The 15,528-nt window shown below is 73.0% G+C and carries 15 protein-coding genes; 8 read left to right on the top strand and 7 right to left on the bottom strand.

The features are described from left to right. Positions 1-69: 69 nt before the first annotated feature. The 4 genes from Mco01_RS37070 to Mco01_RS37055 form a co-directional block, all read right to left on the bottom strand. A complete protein-coding gene (locus tag Mco01_RS37070; RefSeq protein WP_036324640.1) occupies positions 70-516 on the bottom strand; it encodes an ester cyclase in 447 nt (148 codons plus the stop codon). A gap of 172 nt (positions 517-688) precedes the next feature. Further along, positions 689-1,195, bottom strand: coding sequence for a cupin domain-containing protein (locus tag Mco01_RS37065; protein ID WP_204061492.1), 507 nt, complete (start codon positions 1,193-1,195; stop codon positions 689-691). After that, positions 1,192-2,130 (bottom strand): NADP-dependent oxidoreductase, encoded by a 939-nt coding sequence (locus Mco01_RS37060; protein WP_204061491.1) that lies wholly within the window; start codon positions 2,128-2,130, stop codon positions 1,192-1,194. Before Mco01_RS37060 ends, Mco01_RS37065 begins: the two co-directional genes overlap by 4 nt. A gap of 77 nt (positions 2,131-2,207) precedes the next feature. After that, positions 2,208-2,846 (bottom strand): HD domain-containing protein, encoded by a 639-nt coding sequence (locus Mco01_RS37055; RefSeq protein ID WP_204061490.1) that lies wholly within the window; start codon positions 2,844-2,846, stop codon positions 2,208-2,210. A gap of 268 nt (positions 2,847-3,114) precedes the next feature. Here Mco01_RS37055 and Mco01_RS37050 point away from each other — a divergent pair, with 268 nt between their 5' ends. Next, on the top strand, positions 3,115-4,068 hold the full coding sequence (locus Mco01_RS37050) for a sugar kinase (RefSeq protein WP_204061489.1): 954 nt from the start codon (positions 3,115-3,117) through the stop codon (positions 4,066-4,068). 49 nt (positions 4,069-4,117) lie between these two features. Here Mco01_RS37050 and Mco01_RS37045 read toward each other — a convergent pair whose 3' ends face one another. After that, complete coding sequence (locus tag Mco01_RS37045) at positions 4,118-5,749, bottom strand: glycosyl hydrolase family 8 (RefSeq protein ID WP_239104202.1); 1,632 nt, start codon at positions 5,747-5,749, stop codon at positions 4,118-4,120. Positions 5,750-5,967: 218 nt separating this feature from the next. Here Mco01_RS37045 and Mco01_RS37040 point away from each other — a divergent pair, with 218 nt between their 5' ends. The 7 genes from Mco01_RS37040 (at position 5,968) to Mco01_RS37010 (ending at position 14,257) form a co-directional block, all read left to right on the top strand. After that, a complete protein-coding gene (locus Mco01_RS37040; RefSeq protein ID WP_204061487.1) occupies positions 5,968-6,309 on the top strand; it encodes a hypothetical protein in 342 nt (113 codons plus the stop codon). 131 nt (positions 6,310-6,440) lie between these two features. After that, on the top strand, positions 6,441-8,726 hold the full coding sequence (locus Mco01_RS37035; RefSeq protein ID WP_204061486.1) for a terpene synthase family protein: 2,286 nt from the start codon (positions 6,441-6,443) through the stop codon (positions 8,724-8,726). 67 nt (positions 8,727-8,793) lie between these two features. Further along, on the top strand, positions 8,794-11,091 hold the full coding sequence (locus tag Mco01_RS37030) for a polysaccharide lyase 8 family protein (protein ID WP_204061485.1): 2,298 nt from the start codon (positions 8,794-8,796) through the stop codon (positions 11,089-11,091). 156 nt (positions 11,092-11,247) lie between these two features. Beyond that, positions 11,248-11,766 carry a hypothetical protein gene (locus tag Mco01_RS37025; protein WP_204061484.1) on the top strand — a complete coding sequence of 173 codons (519 nt, stop codon included), beginning with the start codon at positions 11,248-11,250 and terminating at the stop codon, positions 11,764-11,766. A 37-nt stretch (positions 11,767-11,803) separates the two neighbouring features. Then, positions 11,804-12,829, top strand: a complete 1,026-nt coding sequence (locus Mco01_RS37020) for a COG1361 family protein (protein WP_239104201.1) — start codon at positions 11,804-11,806, stop codon at positions 12,827-12,829. Further along, on the top strand, positions 12,822-13,454 hold the full coding sequence (locus tag Mco01_RS37015; RefSeq protein ID WP_204061483.1) for a hypothetical protein: 633 nt from the start codon (positions 12,822-12,824) through the stop codon (positions 13,452-13,454). Before Mco01_RS37020 ends, Mco01_RS37015 begins: the two co-directional genes overlap by 8 nt. A gap of 89 nt (positions 13,455-13,543) precedes the next feature. Continuing rightward, positions 13,544-14,257, top strand: a complete 714-nt coding sequence (locus Mco01_RS37010) for a ferritin-like domain-containing protein (protein WP_239104200.1) — start codon at positions 13,544-13,546, stop codon at positions 14,255-14,257. 12 nt (positions 14,258-14,269) lie between these two features. Here the strand turns inward: Mco01_RS37010 and Mco01_RS37005 are convergent, their stop codons facing one another. Beyond that, entirely contained in the window at positions 14,270-15,187 is a 918-nt protein-coding gene (locus Mco01_RS37005) for an NUDIX hydrolase (RefSeq protein WP_239104199.1), read from the bottom strand. Next, positions 15,184-15,486: a hypothetical protein gene (locus Mco01_RS37000; protein ID WP_204061482.1), complete on the bottom strand. Its 303-nt coding sequence runs from the start codon at positions 15,484-15,486 to the stop codon at positions 15,184-15,186. The genes Mco01_RS37005 and Mco01_RS37000 overlap by 4 nt, the downstream gene beginning before the upstream one ends. Between the last annotated feature and the right edge of the window lie 42 nt (positions 15,487-15,528).

The raw sequence follows: 15,528 nt of genomic DNA, 5'->3' as shown, positions 1-15,528 counted from the left end.
GTGTGCCCGAGGCACGCGGCCGTGCCCCCGCCGGGAACCCGCGCACCTGCCCGGGTCACCCAGGTCGGGTCACTCCCCCTCGTCGCCGGGCTTGTCGAAGCACACGTACCCGCGGATCTGCGTGACCAGTTCGAGCTGGTCGTAGAAGATCCGGTGGCTGGCGATGAGGCCGTTCACGACGTGCGAGACCGAGCACACGCGAAAGCCGATCGGACGGTCGGTGGGCTCCACGACGTCACCGCCGGGGGCCAGGTAGGGGCCCTTGTGCGTGCCGGTGACGGTGTACTCGGAGACGAGGATGTCACCGGAGACGACCACCGACTGGATGACCACCCTGGTGTCGGGGAACGCGCTGAAGAACGTGCCGTAGTAGGAGGCGACCTCCTCGCCGCCCTCCCCGACGCCGTCCGGCGCGACGACCACGCCCCGCTCGCCGAAGCAGCGGGCGAGCGCATCGAGATCGTGCCGGTTGTAGGCCCTTCTCAGCCTGTCCAGTGCGACCAGAACGTCGGACACCGGGACCTTCCCTCCCCGCCGCGACGACCGCGATCGTGATCACGCGTGCCGCGGCCGAGGTGGCGAGCCCCGCGTCTCCTTTTTCTGACGATATTTCCTGACCATAGCGCAGCCGTGAAAAGCGATGGTGGCCCTGTCGCACCCCCTCGCCAGGGGCCGGACCCCCACCCGGCTACTGGTGCGGGTCGTCGATCTTGAGCTGTTCTCCGGTGGTGGAGACGAAGACGACGAGGAGCTTGGCCGGCTCTGTCTCGCTGGCGTTCTCGGTGGCCACGTGGTGAGCTCCTGGCTGCTCGACCCAGTTCTCGCCTTGGTGGAATGTCCGCTTCGGTGCGCCTTCGAGCTGGCTGCGTACGGTCCCTTCGAGCACGTAGGCGTAGACGAACGCCTGGCCGTGCCGGTGGGGCGTCGCCCGGGCGCCCGGCGGGAAGGTCACGATCGCCGAGGTGAAGGTCTTGCCCTTGACGTTCGGGAGCGCCTGCTGGATCAGAGGTGTCAGGGTCTCGGACGGGGGCTTCGACGTCACGGGCGCGGTGGGCGTGGCGGCGGCGGTGACCGCGGCGACGGGAGTGGCCGCGGCGGCCGGGATGGTCGGATGCTCCCCCGCTGGGGCGCATCCGAGGATCGCGGCGGTCGTGGCGGCGATCATCACGCCGCCGGCGATTCGCATATTGATCATGAGTGCTGTGCTCCTTGTCCGTCCGCGAGCTGGATGATCGTTTTGCCGCGTGTGCGGGGGTGGCGGGCGAAGGCGGAGGGGGTTTCTTCAAGTGGTCGTACGGCGCCGACGACGGGGCGGAGCCGTCCGGTCCGGAGGCGCTGGGCGAGGTCGGCCAGCCGGGCGCGGTCGGGTTCGACGACGAAGAAGACGGCGCGCCCGTCCTTGGGCTGGACGGTGGGAGGCATGGCGATGCTGACCAGCGTGCCGCCCGGTCGTACCCGTTCGGCCGATCGGTGGAGGATGTCGCCGCCGATGACGTCGAGCACCACGTCGACCTGACCGGCGTGCCGGAGGTCGTCGGCGTCCAGGTCGAGGAAGGTGTGCGCGCCGAGGCTGAGGGCGAGGTCGCGGTCGCCGGCTCGGCCGGTGCCGATGACGTGGGCTCCGGCCTCGCGTGCGAGCTGGACGGCGATGGAGCCGACGCCGCCGGCGGCGCCGTGGATGAGGACGGTCTGTCCGGTGGTGAGGTGGCCGTGGTCGAACAGGGCCTGCCATGCGGTGAGCCCGGAGATGGGCAGTGCGGCGGCCAGGGTGTGGTCGACGTCGGCCGCGAGGGGGGCGAGGTTGCGGGCCTCCACCGCGGTGTATTCGGCCAGGGATCCGTTGCGGGCCCAGTCGGTCAGTCCGAAGACCCGCTGGCCGACGGTGAGGCCGGTGGTCCCGTAGCCGAGTTCGGCGACGACGCCGGACAGCTCGTGTCCGGGGATGGTGGGTGTGCGGTCGCGGCCGGCGCGGTCGGTCCAGGTCGCCGGCCAGTCGAGCTCTCCGGGGGTGAAGCCCGCGGCGTGGACGCGCACGATGACGTCGTTTTCGGCGGCGTGGGGGTAGGGCATGTCGGTCAGGGTCAGACCGCCGACACCCGCGTCACGATCGCGTACGGTGATCGCTCGCATGCTCGAATTCCTTTCACGAAGGTTCCTTGGAGTGGGGGGTCGGTCCGGGATGCCCCGGTGGCCGCGTGCGGTGCCGGTCAGCTCGGCCAGGGCGCGCCGAGGATGCGCTCGACGGTGGTGACGCGGCGGAAGCCGGGGATGAAGTGCTCGAGCACATCGGAGTTCACGGTGCCGTCGGTGGTCTCGGGGCGGTCCTTGAGCCCGTCGACGTAGGCGCGCAGGAACGCGTTCTTGAAGTCCCCGCGCGGGTGGGCGGCGAGGATCTCGTCCAGTTGGTCGTGGTCCAGCCCGTCCAGGCCGTAGCCGATGACGTCGGTCAGCACGCCCAGGTGTGTGGTGGCGATCTCCGGGGTCATCCGGGTGGGGATGCCGGGTGTGGTGTGCAGCGCGATCGCGGTCCAGACGGTGTCGGCGGCGGCCGACGAGAATCCCCGGGCGAGGAGGAACGCGCGGGCGTGGTCGGCGCCGTCGACCTCGAAGCGCTGCTCGACCTCGGAGAAGGGGGTCGACAGGCCGGTGTCGTGGAACATGGCGGCCAGGTAGAGCAGTTCGGGGTCGGGTTTCACGCCGAGCTTGCCGGCGTGGATCAGGGCGAAGAGGTAGACCCGCCGGGAGTGGTGGTAGATGAGCGGGGTGGTGGTGTCCTGGATGAGCCGGGTCGCTTCGGCGACCGCGGCTGTCTCTGGGATCTCCAGCCCCGCGATGACCTGTGGCATGACTGCTGACCCTTTCGGGAGGTATGTCCGTGCTGTGGACTGTCTGTCCGACTTCCATACTTCCGATGGATCGGCCCGCGGCGCCGCCTTCGTACGGCCACGAATCACCTATATCCAGACAGGGCGACATCCGAGCCCTACGGCGTGTCACCCCAATCCCTGCCTCCTGCGCCGCCGGCCGACGACGGTTAGGCTCATCCCGCTTTGTCCCTGAGGATCCGGCACGGCCCGTACGGACGGCCGTGTCCGGCTACGGCGAGGAGTGCGCGTGATACCCGATCTCGTGGCGGTCGGCGAGGCGATGGCGCTGGTGCGCGGGTCGGGCGCCGGCCCGCTGCGCCCGGGGTCTCCCGCCGAGATCTCCTTCGCCGGGTCGGAGGCGAACGTGGCGGTCGGGGTGAGCAGGCTCGGCCACCGCGGCGCGTGGGTCGGCAGGCTCGGCGACGACGACGCGGGCGAGATGATCCTGACGGGCCTGCGGGGCGAGGGCGTGGACGTCTCCCATGTCGTGCGGGACGCCGTACGGCCGACCGGGCTGATGATGCGCCACCGGCGCACGGCCGACAGGGTCATCCTCGCCTACTACCGCGAGCACCAGGCGGGGGCGGCCCTGTCACCCGCCGACCTGCCCCTGGACGTGATCGCCGGGGCGCGGATCCTGCACGTCACGGGCATCACCCCGGCCCTCGGGCCCACGGCGCTGGCGGCGGTCGAGGCCGCCGTCGCCGCGGCCCGCGAGGCCGGGACCACCGTATCCTTCGACGTCAACCACCGCGCCCGCCTGTGGTCGCCCGAGGAGGCGGCTCCCGTGCTGCGGCGGCTGGCCGCGGCCGCCGACGTGATCTTCGCGGGCGAGTGGGAGGCCGCCATCCTCCTGGGCGGCGAGCGCGGGCCGAACGACGCGGCGGAGGGCCTGCTCGGCCTCGGCCCGCGCGAGGCCGTCGTCAAGCTGGGGGCCGACGGGGCCCTCGCCCGTACGGCCGGGGACCTCGCGCGGGTCGCGGCGCCCCCGGTGACCGAGATCGACCCGGTGGGCGCCGGCGACGCGTTCGTGGCCGGCTACCTGTCCTGCCTCCTGGAGGGTGAGGACGAGCTGCGGGCCCGGCTGGACCGCGCCGCCGTGTGCGGGGCCTTCGCCGTGTCCGCGTACGGCGACTGGGAGGGCTTCCCACGACGGCGCGAGCTCGGCCTGCTCGCCCCCGGCGACAACGTGGTCCGCTGAGCGCGCGGCCTGCGGTCGCCGGGCCGCCGCGGGATGGCGGCGGGCGGCGTCAGGGCAGCCAGTAGTTCCCCGAGACCACGATCATGACCTGGAGCTGGATGCTGGTCGAGTAGTAGTCGTTCGAGGTGAACGAGGTGTTCAGCATCTTCGTCCAGAGCGCGTCGAGCCAGGCCTGACTGCCCGTGTCGGTCGTGGCCGCGACCGCGAACGGCGCGAAGAAGGCCGGCTCGCTCCCGCTGTCGATCTGCGAGCCGCCCAGGCTGTAGCCGGTGCCGATCGCGTCGGGGTCGCCCCCGGTCTTCGACTTGATCCAGGTGTTGATCTTGCGGGCCGAGGCGAGTGAGGCGCTGTCGCCGCTGGTCACGGCGTCGGCGCCGATGCGCCAGGGGTCGCGGCAGGCGTTCCACCAGTACTTGCCGTCGTTCGCGTCCTCCAGCACCTCCCCGGGGGCGGGCTTGGGCGTGGTGTTGGTGTTGACGACGAAGTCGGCGAGCAGGCCCGTGCTGGGGGCGTACGTGGACTGCTGGGACGTGATGAGGTTCTGGTGGGCCGTCCTGATCGTGTCCCAGGCCGTGTCGCCGGTGGCCTTGCGGAACGCCCGGAAGTGGTCGACCAGCCAGTCGGACGAGCGGGTGACGTAGTAGAGGGAGTCGCCCGAGGTGCTCCAGTCGCCGAGCCGCATCAGGTGGGTCGTCGGGTTGACCTCGCTCGCCTTGATCGCGTTGATGTGCTTGACGGCCAGGTCCTTGTAGTTGTACGTCCCGGCGCTGCCCCACTGCCGGTCGGCCAGCAGCAGGCCGAGGGCCACGTCGAGGTCGCCGTCCGTGGCGGAGTCGGAGCCGTCGACGCTCGTGCACGAGGTGTCCTGCTCGGCCGCCAGCAGGTTCGCGTTGTTGACCGAGGGGTGCGCCAGCATGTACTTGACCATGCCGTCGAAGACGGTCTTGGCGTTCGCGTCCGCCCCGGCCATGGTGGCCACGATGACCATGCCGTAGCCCTGCGCCTCGGCGACGTACGGGTGGTCGGCGTCGGGGGAGATCACCTCGTACCACCCGTTGCCGCAGTTCTGCTTGACGAAGGCGGCCTTCCAGCGGTTGTAGTAGTTCACCACCTGCTGGTCGATCGTGGCCTGCGTGCCGCTCGGGCGGAGCGTCCCGGCGGCGTACGGGAACTGGTGGCCGCCGAAGGGGACCGCCGGGCCCGTGCCGCCGGAGTCCTGCGTGGAGACGGTGAGCTTGTCGACGTTGGGGCCGCCGTTGGCCGTGGTGGCGGTGGCCCTGACCGTGTTCGTCCCGGCGTTGAGGGTGACGCTGACGGTGGCGTCGGTCCAGGTGTCCCAGGACCCGGTCCCGCCGAACGCCTTGCCCGCCGCGACCGTGGTCCCGTTGACCGCGACGTCCATCGGCCGGTTGACGGTGGTGCCGTTGGCGTAGCGGAAGGTGAGCGTCGCGGGTCCGGCCGCGGTTGCGGTGACCGACCACTGGACGGCGCTTCCGGTCGTGTTGACGTAGTCGACGAAGCCGCTGCCGGTGTAGCCGGTGTGGTTGGTCGCGACGCTCGCCTGGGTCAGCGCGGCGTCCTCCGCCTGGTAGACGGCCGAGGCGGCCGCGGCGGGGCCGGCCAGGGGCAGGGCGGCCGCCAGCAGGGCGAGGGCGGCGAGGGACAGGGCGGCCTTGCGCACGAGCACTCCTCTGGGGGGACGAGGGGACGGCGTTCGTTAGTTAAGTTTCCTTATTTTCGCCGAACGTAGGCCGAGCCCCGGGTTCCGTCAAGACCCGTTCGCCGTACGGATGTGACGGATGCGCTTGCGCCGCACCCGCGGGGGTAGAGGGGGGAGCTCGCAGGGAGACAGCGAGCCTCGCAGGGAGACGGCGAGCCGGAACGCGGAAGAAGGTCATGATGACGGACGAGATCACCGCAGGCAGGAGCGCGGCGCGTGCGCTGGCGGCGCGGGCGCCCGGCTGGATGGTCTGGTACGGGGAGCGGACCGGGAGCCTGTGGGCCGTCCCCCGCACGGCCGCGCCGCTCGGCGCGCGTCTCCTGGAGGCCGCGACGCCGCAGGAGCTGGAACAGGAGATCCGGCGCCACCAGGGCGCGCCGCTTCAGCCGGCCGCGGCGCCCGCCGGCCCGCCGGCCACCGGGTCCGCGGCCTCCCGTCACCGGCGTCCGGGCGAGGATCCCGGCGACAGGCGCGCCGAGGCCGCGACCACCACGAGGATCGCGAGCCCGGTGGGCACGTAGACCTTCGTGAGGAACCCCACCGGCGCGGCTCGTCCACAGGACGGACGATCGCGTCTTGCGGAGCGCGGACGGAAAGTGTAAGTCTCGTCACTGTAAGTGAACGGTCATGACGCGCGAGGTGGGGGACGTTCATGCAGGCTTTCACGCTGCCCGACTTCTACGTGCCGTATCCGGCGAGGCTCAACCCGCACGTGGAGGGCGCCCGCGCGCACAGCGGCGCCTGGGCCGAGCGGATGGGCATGCTCGACGCCCCCCGCCCCGGCGGCGGGGTCGTCTGGGACGCCGGCGCGCTGGCCCGGATGGACTACGCGCTGATGTGCGCCTACACCCATCCCGACTGCGACGGCCCCACGCTCGACCTCGTCACCGACTGGTACGTCTGGGTGTTCTTCTTCGACGACCACTTCCTGGAGCACTTCAAGCACTCCCGCGACCTGGCGGGGGCCAAGGCCTACCTCGACCGGCTCGAACTGTTCATGACCCCAGACGGCCGCACCCCGCCGGAGCCGGGCAACGCCGCCGAGGCGGGCCTGCGGGACCTGTGGGAGCGCACGGTCCCGGCGATGTCCCCCGGCTGGCGGCGGCGCTTCGTCACCAGCACCCACAACCTCATGGTCGAGTCGATGTGGGAGCTGGACAACATCGACCGCGGCCGGATCGCCAACCCCATCGAGTACGTCCAGATGCGGCGGCGGGTGGGCGGCGCGCCCTGGTCGGCCAATCTCGTGGAGTACGCCGTGGGGGCCGAGCTTCCCGGCCACCTCGCCGCCACGCGGCCGGTTCGCGTGCTGACCGACACCTTCGCCGACGCCGTCCACCTGCGCAACGACCTGTTCTCCTACCAGCGGGAGGTCCAGGAGGAGGGGGAGAACTCCAACGCCGTCCTGGTCTTCGAGCGCTTCCTCGGCTGCTCGACGCAGGAGGCCGCCGACCTGGTCAACGACCTGCTCACCTCGCGGCTGCAGCAGTTCGAGAGCACGGCGCTGACGGAGGTCCCCGCCCTGCTCGCCGAGCACGCCGCCGGCCCCGAGGAGGCCGCCGCGGTGGCGGCCTACGTCAAGGGCCTGCAGGACTGGCAGTCCGGCGGCCATGAGTGGCACGCGAGGTCGAGCCGGTACATGAACGAGGGCATGCGCGACGACGCGCCCGCGCCCCTCAGGATCCTCGGCGGGCCGAACGGCCTCGGCACGACGGCCGCCCGGATCGCCGCCCCCGCCGCCGTCCTGTCCGGCGTCCCCTCGGAGGGCGGGCTCGGGCTGCGCCGCCGCATCCGCCAGCACTCGGCCGTGCCGTACCAGCCGGTCGGGCACCTGCCGCTGCCGCCTCTCCACATGCCCTTCCCGATCCGGACCAGCCCCCATCTGGCGGGGGCGCGGCGGCACGCCGCCGGGTGGGCGCGGGAGATGGGCATGTTCGACGCGGCGCCGGGGGTGGAGGCCGCCGGGGTGTGGGACGAGCGGCGCTTCCGCGGCTTCGACTTCCCCCACTGTGCCGCGATGATCCACCCGGACGCCTCCCCCGAGCAGCTCGCCCTGTCGTCCGACTGGCTGGCGTGGGGGACCTACGGCGACGACTACTTCCCGCTCGTGTTCGGCGCCGTCCGCGACCTGGCCGGGGCGAAGCTCTGCAACGACCGGCTCCCGGCCTTCATGCCGCTCGACGCCGGTGACACCCCGCCGCCCGCCAACGCGCTCGAGCGCGGCCTGGCCGACCTGTGGCGCCGTACGGCCGGGCCGATGAGCCCCGGGGCCAGGCGGCGGTTCCGGACGGCGGTCGAGGACATGACGTCGAGCTGGCTGTGGGAGCTGGCCAACCAGGCGCACAACCGGGTGCCCGACCCGGTCGACTACATCGAGATGCGGCGCAGGACGTTCGGCGCCGAGATGACGATGAGCCTGGCCCGGCTCGCCCACTTCGAGATGCTGCCCCCCGAGGTCCACCACAACCGGGTCGTCCGGGAGATGGAGACCGCCGCGCAGGACTACGCGGGGTTCACCAACGACCTGTTCTCCTATCAGAAGGAGGTCGAGTTCGAGGGCGAGGTGCACAACCTGGTCGTCGTCGTGGAGAGCTTCCTCGACGTCGACCGGTTCACCGCGCGCGACATCGTGGCCGACCTGATGGCGGCGCGGATGCGGCAGTTCGAGCACATCGTCGCGACCGGTCTGCCCGCCATGTTCGACGACCTCGGCCTCGATGAGCCGGTCCGCCGGATCCTCACCCGCCACGCGGAGGGCCTGAAGAGCTGGATGTCGGGCATCCTCGAGTGGCATCGGCGGTGCGCCCGCTACACCGAGGCCGAGCTGCGACGCAGGCGGGCGCCCGGCTTCTCGCCGCTGCCGGTCGGCCTCGGCACCTCGGCCGCCCGGGTCGCCGCCGGCCTCACCAGAACCCGAGCCGCCGCCGGCAGCCCCTGACCCCCTGACCCCCGGGCCCTCGAAGCGGCGGCCGCCGGGGGCGTGGGCGGCTGTGGATAATCATGGCGTGCATCGGTGGTCGCGGCGGGCGTTCCTGCGGCTCGGCGGGGCCGCCGCGGCCACGGCGGCGCTCGCCCCCGCGGCCGCCTCCGGGGCCCTGGAGCCGGGAGGCGGCCAGGGCCTCCGGGAGGGCCTGTTCGCCGAGGAGTTCGCCCTGCTCCGCGCCCGCTGGCGGGACGTCACGGCCGGCTCCGGGTTCGACGCGCGGGCCGAGCCGTACCGGACCCGGCTCGCGCGGCTCGGGGCGCAGGCGGCGCGCCACCGCGACACGATGGCGCCGGCCGACGGGTGGCTCTGGCCCGGCCAGGCGTTCCCGTCGTTCACGGCCACCCCGGCGCGGTTGCAGGCCATGGCCCGCGCCTACGTCCTGCCCGGGACGGGCGTGACTGGCGACCCGGGCCTCGCCGCCGCCGTCGCGGAGGGGATCGACCACTACCGGCGGCGGGTCTACGCCGTGGACGCCGAGCAGACCGGCAACTGGTGGCACTGGCGGATCGGCGTCCCGAGGACGCTCCTCGACGCCGCCGTGCTGATCGGCCCGCACCTGACGGACATCCGGAGCGCCGCGCTGCGGGACGCCGTCGACCATTTCGTCCCGGAAAGCCGCCTCGGGGACTACAGCGGCAGGAGCACCGGAGCCAACCGGGTCGACCTGTGCACGGTCATGCTGCTGCGCGCGCTCCTCAGGTCCGACCCAGGCAAGGCCGCCCTCGCCGTCTCCGCGCTGTCGCCCGTCTTCCGGTACGTGGACGAGGGCGACGGCTTCTACCGGGACGGCTCGTTCATCCAGCACACGACCGTCCCGTACCAGGGCGCGTACGGCGCGTCCCTGCTGGCGGGGCTGGCCACGCTGCTCGCGGTCCTGCACGGCTCGCCCTGGGAGGTCACCGACCCCGGCAGGCGGAACGTCTTCGACGCGGTCGAGCAGTCGTTCGCGCCGGTCGTCCACGACGGCGCCTGCCTGGACCTCGTGCGCGGCCGCGGGATCGGCAGGAGGCCGTACGGCGACCACAAGAGGGGGCGGGAGATCGCCGCCGCGATCCTCGTGCTCGGCGAGGCGGCCTCTGCGGCGGAGCGCGACCGATGGCGGGCCATGGTGAAGGGATGGGCCGTGCGGGACACCGCCGTCCCGATGCTCAAGGCGGCCGAGGGCAGCGACCTGGCGTTCCACGCGCGCCTCGCGGCGGTCGTGGCCGACGCGGCCGTGCCGGCGGCCGACGAGCCGCCCGGACACCGGCTGCTGCCGATGAGCGCCCGGGCCGTCCACCGGCGTCCCGGATGGTGCGCCGGGCTGAGCATGGCGTCCCATCGCGTGGCGTACTACGAGCACGGCAACGGCGAGAACCTGCGGGGCTGGCACACCGGTGCCGGGATGCTCTACTGGTGGGCCGAGGGCCACGGCGACCACTACTCCGACTCCTTCTGGTCGACGGTGGACCCGTACCGGCTGCCCGGCACGACCGTGTCGACCAGGCGGCTGCCCGACGGCGCGGGCGGGGCGTGGGGCGACACGTGCCCGCCGGCGCGGTGGGTGGGCGGCGCCACCGACGGCGTGTACGCCACGGTCGGCCAGCACCTCAACGGCCTGGAGAGCTCGCTCGAGGCATTCAAGACCTGGGTCTTCCTCGACGACGCCGTGGTGTGCCTCGGCGCCGGGATCACCGCCGCGGACGGCGTGCCGGTCGAGACCGTCGTGGACAACCGGCGGACGGACGCGCCGCTGACCGAGGACCGGGCGGCCGGCTGGGCGCACCTGGAGGGTCACGGCGGCTACGTGTTCCCCGGGCCCGACCGGCCGCGCACGCTGCGGGAACGGCGCACCGACGGCACCGTGGCCAGGAGCTACACGACCCTCTGGATCGACCACGGCGTCGATCCAGACGCGGCGTCGTACGTCTACCTCCTGCTGCCGGGCGCGAGCGCCGGCCTGACCGGGGCGCGCGCCGCCGACCCCGGGTTCGTCCTGCTGGCCAACACCGCGCACGCGCAGGCCGTACGGGTCCCGGCGCTCGGTCTCACCGCGGCCAACTTCTGGGTCGCGGGCACGGCCGGCGGGCTCACCGCGTCGGCGCCGTGCGCCGTGCTCGCGCGGGAGGCCGGCGACGGCACCGCCGTGCTCGCCGTGTCCGACCCGCGGTGCGACCTCGACGGCCTCACCCTGACCTGGGACCGCCCGGTGGGCGAGGTGGTGCGCGGCGATCGGGCCCTCGCGACCGCGACGACCGGCCGGCGCCTCACCCTCGTCTTCGGGCCCCTGTCCGGCCGGTACGGCGCCTCGGCCGCCGTCACCGTCCGGCTGTCGTAACCGGACATCGGCCGACGTGGAGCCCCGGGTTGCGATCGAGTGCGTGTCAGAAACGGAACGCACTTGATCCATCACCTAGCGTATGGCATCGACTGTGCGGTAGTTGATCAACGGCGTGCCCTGCGGGGCACGTCCATGTTTCATGGGGGGCCGACAATGCGACTCAAGCAACTCGCATTCGCAGCAGGGGGAACACTCACCTTCGCCGTGCTCGCGATCGCGCCGGCGGACGCCGCCGACACGACCGTGACCTTCACAGTCACCTCGGGAGCGTTGACCATCACGGCGCCGGCGGGCCCGGTGAGCCTGGGCAGCACGACGGCGGGCAACACCGTCAGCGGCCCGCTCGGCGTGGTGACCGTCACCGACGCCCGGGGCGGCACGCCCACCTCGGACTGGACCGCGCGGGTGTCGTCCACGGCCTTCGTCGGCCCGAGCGACACGATTCCCGCGTCCGCCGCCACGTACACGCCCGGGTCGGGCACGCTCGTCGTCGGCAACGGCACGCTCACGCCCGGCGCGCCGGGGAGCCTGTCCGCCCAGCGCATCGCGATGACGTACACCGGTGGTACGGGCAACAGCCAGGCGAATTGGAGCCCGACGCTCGCCGTCGCGGTTCCGCTGGCGGTCGGGCTGGGCACCTACACCGGGACGGTGACCCATTCCGTCGCCTGATCGGTGCATCGGCCAGACCGCGGCCGCCCTGCTGTCCGTGCTCCTCGCGAGCACGGCCGGCGGGGCGGCCCTCGCAGCTCCCGCGCCCCCGCCCGCCGCGGCGCACGGCGGGGCGGCGGCCAGGCCGACCGGCCCCGGGACCGGGCTCGGCATCCGGATCGTCGACGCCCCGGTGGCGCGCCGCAAGGATCCCCGGGCGCTCACGGGCGTGGTCGACCACCTCAACCCGGGCACGACCATCAAGCGACGCGTCGAGGTGGCCAACACCACGTCCCGCCGCATGCACGTCTCGCTGTACCCCGCCGCGGCCGACATCCGCGACCGGTCGTTCGTCTTCGCCCCCGAACGGACGCCGAACGACCTGACGACCTGGACGACGGTCGAGCCGGGCGAGATGGACCTCGCGCCCGGCCGCAAGCGCACGGCCTGGTTCACCATCGCCGTCCCCCGGGACGCCTGGCGCGGCGAGCGGTACGGCGTGATCTGGGCGGAGACCGCCGCAGCGCCCGACAAGGTCCACTACGTCGGCCTCATCAGCCGGGTGGGCATCCGCGTCTACCTCGACATCGGGCCGGGCGGCGAGCCGCCGTCCGACATGCGCATCGAGAAGGTCACGCCCGAGCGCGACTCCGAGGGGCGGCCGCGGCTGCTCGCCCAGGTGCGGAACACGGGCGGCCGCGCGCTCGACCTGTCGGGGCAGCTGTCCCTGTCGGACGGGCCGGGCGGCCTGCGGGCCGGTCCGTACGCGGCCACGCTGGGCGTCGACCTGAAGCCGGGCGAGGCCGGCCCGGTGACGGTCGTGATGGACCGGCGGCTCCCGAACGGCCCCTGGAAGGCCGACCTGGTGCTGCAGAGCGGCCTGGTGAAGCGGACGGTGTCCGCCACGATCATGTTCCCGGACTCGGGCCTCGGCCATCCGGTCGTCCTGTCGGGCATCCGCGACCTGCTCCTGCCGTCGGCCCTGTCCGCGCTGACGCTCGCCGTCGCCGCCTGCGCCTTCCTCCTGTTCCGCAGGCGTCGCCGGGAGTCCGGGCCGGATCGGCCGAAGGGCTCGTATGCGTAGAAGAACAAATCCGATCATCCCTCACGCCGCGCCGCCGGCCGCGGTCGCCGTCGCCGCCGTCACGGCCGCCCTGGCCGCCGTTCTCGCGACCGCCGCCCTGGTCGCGGTTCCCGCGGCGGTGGCCGCCGCGCTGCCCGCCGCCGCGCTGCCCGTGGAGGCGGCGCCCGAGGCCGCCACGTTCCGGCCGGCGCGGGCGGGGGCGTTGACCATCAGCGCGCCCGTCGCGGTCAGCATGGGCAGCACCACGCCCGGAGGGCACCTGACGGTGCAGATGGGGACGGTCACGGTGACGGACACCCGCGAGCCCGGCGCGGGCCCCTGGACCGTCACCGTCTCGTCGACCGACTACAGCCGGACCACGGCCCCCGTCGTCACGATCAGCCGGTCGACCATGACCTACTGGTCGGGCCCCGCGACGGCGACCCAGGGCGGCGGAAACTTCATCCCCGGCCAGCCCACGGCGGCTCAGCAGGTGAGCCTGAACGTCCCCCGGACCGCGTTCTCCCGCACCACGCAGAGCGGAGTCAACAACTGCAGCTGGATCCCGACGCTGAACGTGTCCGTCCCCTTCGCCGGCGTCACCACGGGCGTCTACAGAGGGGTGATCACCCACTCCGTGGCCTGACCCCTCGGCGGCCGTCGTACGAAGGCCGCGCCGAACCTCCACAAACCCACCCCCGGAATCTGCACACCGGATCCGTAGATTCGCCTGCCATGACGGTCGACACCGGCGACTTCACGGCCTGGCTGCGCGACTTCGAGGGCGCTGCGCTGCTGCGGGACACGTGGGGCGACCCCGATTGGAGCCGGGGCGCACGGCTGGAGCCCGCCCTCGTGCGCAGCCTCCAGCGGTTCCAGGTGGGGGAGGACGGCGACGGCGCCAGCCTCACGGCCAAGGCCGACCAGGCGGGGGATCGCGTGTACGCGGAGACGATCCGGCTGTTCGTCGCGGAGGAACGGGAGCACGCCCGGCTGCTGGGCCGCCTGCTGGAGGCGGCGGGCGCGGCGACGATCCCGGGCCACTGGACGGACGCCGCCTTCGTCCGGCTGCGCCGGTTGCTCGGCCTGCGCACGGAGCTGGTGGTCCTGATGCTCGCGGAGGTGGTCGCGCTCGCCTACTACCGGGCCGTGCGCGACGGCGTCCGCGACCCGCTCGCCGCGGAGGTGGCCGGCCGGATCCTCGCCGACGAGCTCCGCCACGTGCCGTTCCACCGCGACCGGCTGCGGCGGTCCTTCGAGGGGTGCTCGCGCCGGTCGCGGACGGCGGTCGCGGCGCTGTGGTGGCTGCTGCTGGCGGGGGCGGTGACCGTGGTCGCGCTCGACCACGGTCACGCCCTCCGCGGGGTGGGGGCCTCCCGGACGGCCTTCGCCCGCGAGGTCGTCACGGCCTTCCGCGGCGTCGTGGCCGACGTGACGCGGGCCGCGTGAACCTCGACGTCATCAGAGAATGTAACGTTCCAGGCCGACGATCCGCTCGTCCGCGTGGTGGAGGACCACGAGCGATCCCTTGAACAGGTGCAGCGCCGCCTCCCCGTCGTACCGGACCGCGCACACCTCGCCGACCACGCCTTCGAGGCTCTCGCGGTAGCCGCAGATCGCCGTGCGATCCCGTACGGCGATCGCGCCGAGGAGGACGCGGAGCGCTCCGGCGGGCTCGTAGTGCTTGTCCGTGAACAGCTTGTCCTGCCGGACCGTGAGGCGGTTCGCCGACCGGTACGGCTCCAGCGTCTGGAGGCACCGTTCGCTCGGCGCGCTGATCAGGGCGCCCGCGCGGTAGGCGGCGAGGACGGTGGCGAGCGTCGCGGCCTGCGCCTCGCCGACGGGGTCGAGGGGGCGGGTCTTCTTCTTGCCCTGCCAGTCGTCGCCCGAGCCGGACAGCCGGCCGTGCCGGACGAGGACGATCGGGGTGGTGGCAACGGGCCGGGCGGCGAACTCGGTCAGCACGGCGAGGTCCCGCTCGAAGGTGAGCGCGTTGCGCGCGTCCTCCAGCGGCAGCCAGGACATGCGGTCGACCTCCTCGTTCTCCACGAAGTCGGCCGGGCCCACGGCCTGCGCCGCCCAGTAGTCGACCCGCTTCGCCCAGCCCTTCTTCTCGTAGTGCACCGAGCACAGCCATCGTCCGAGGACGACGCGCAGGCCGGTCTCCTCGTACACCTCGCGCACGGCCGCGGCGATGGGATGCTCGCCGTGGACGATCTTCCCCTTCGGCAGGGTCCAGTCGTTGTACTTCGGCCGGTGCACGAGGGCGATCTCCGGTGCCGTCCGGTCCCCCCGCCAGACGACGGCGCCGGCGGCGCGGACGAAGTCGGGAGCGGGTATCTGTTCTGCGGCCATGGCCGCCTCCTTGTTCTGGTTCATCCGGTGATCTCCCGGATCTCCACGCGGTCGTCCGACCCGCCGATCGCGAGCGTCGATGATCCGTTCATCTCCAGGAACGCCAGGGCGTGCACCTCGACCTCGAAGTCGTGCTCGGCGTCGGGGCCGGCGAGGTCGGTCTCCGGGTCTACGATCGACCGTCCTTCACGTGCTCCTCCCGGGGTCTCCGGCCGTCCCCGGGGTGCAGCCGATGCGCGCGACGTGGGAGCCGCGCGCACGTCCCACACGTCCACGTCACCCCCGGCGCCCTCCAGCCGGCGTCGGGGAACGCCGTCAGGCACGCCGCGAGGCGGGCGGGTCCCCTGCTGCGTGTTCGGCTAGGG

This window comes from Microbispora corallina, assembly GCF_016863035.1.
In the GTDB taxonomy this organism is placed as follows: Bacteria; Actinomycetota; Actinomycetes; order Streptosporangiales; family Streptosporangiaceae; genus Microbispora; species Microbispora corallina.
Note: the sequence above shows the minus strand (reverse complement) of the source record. Positions and strands in the feature narration are given on the sequence as shown.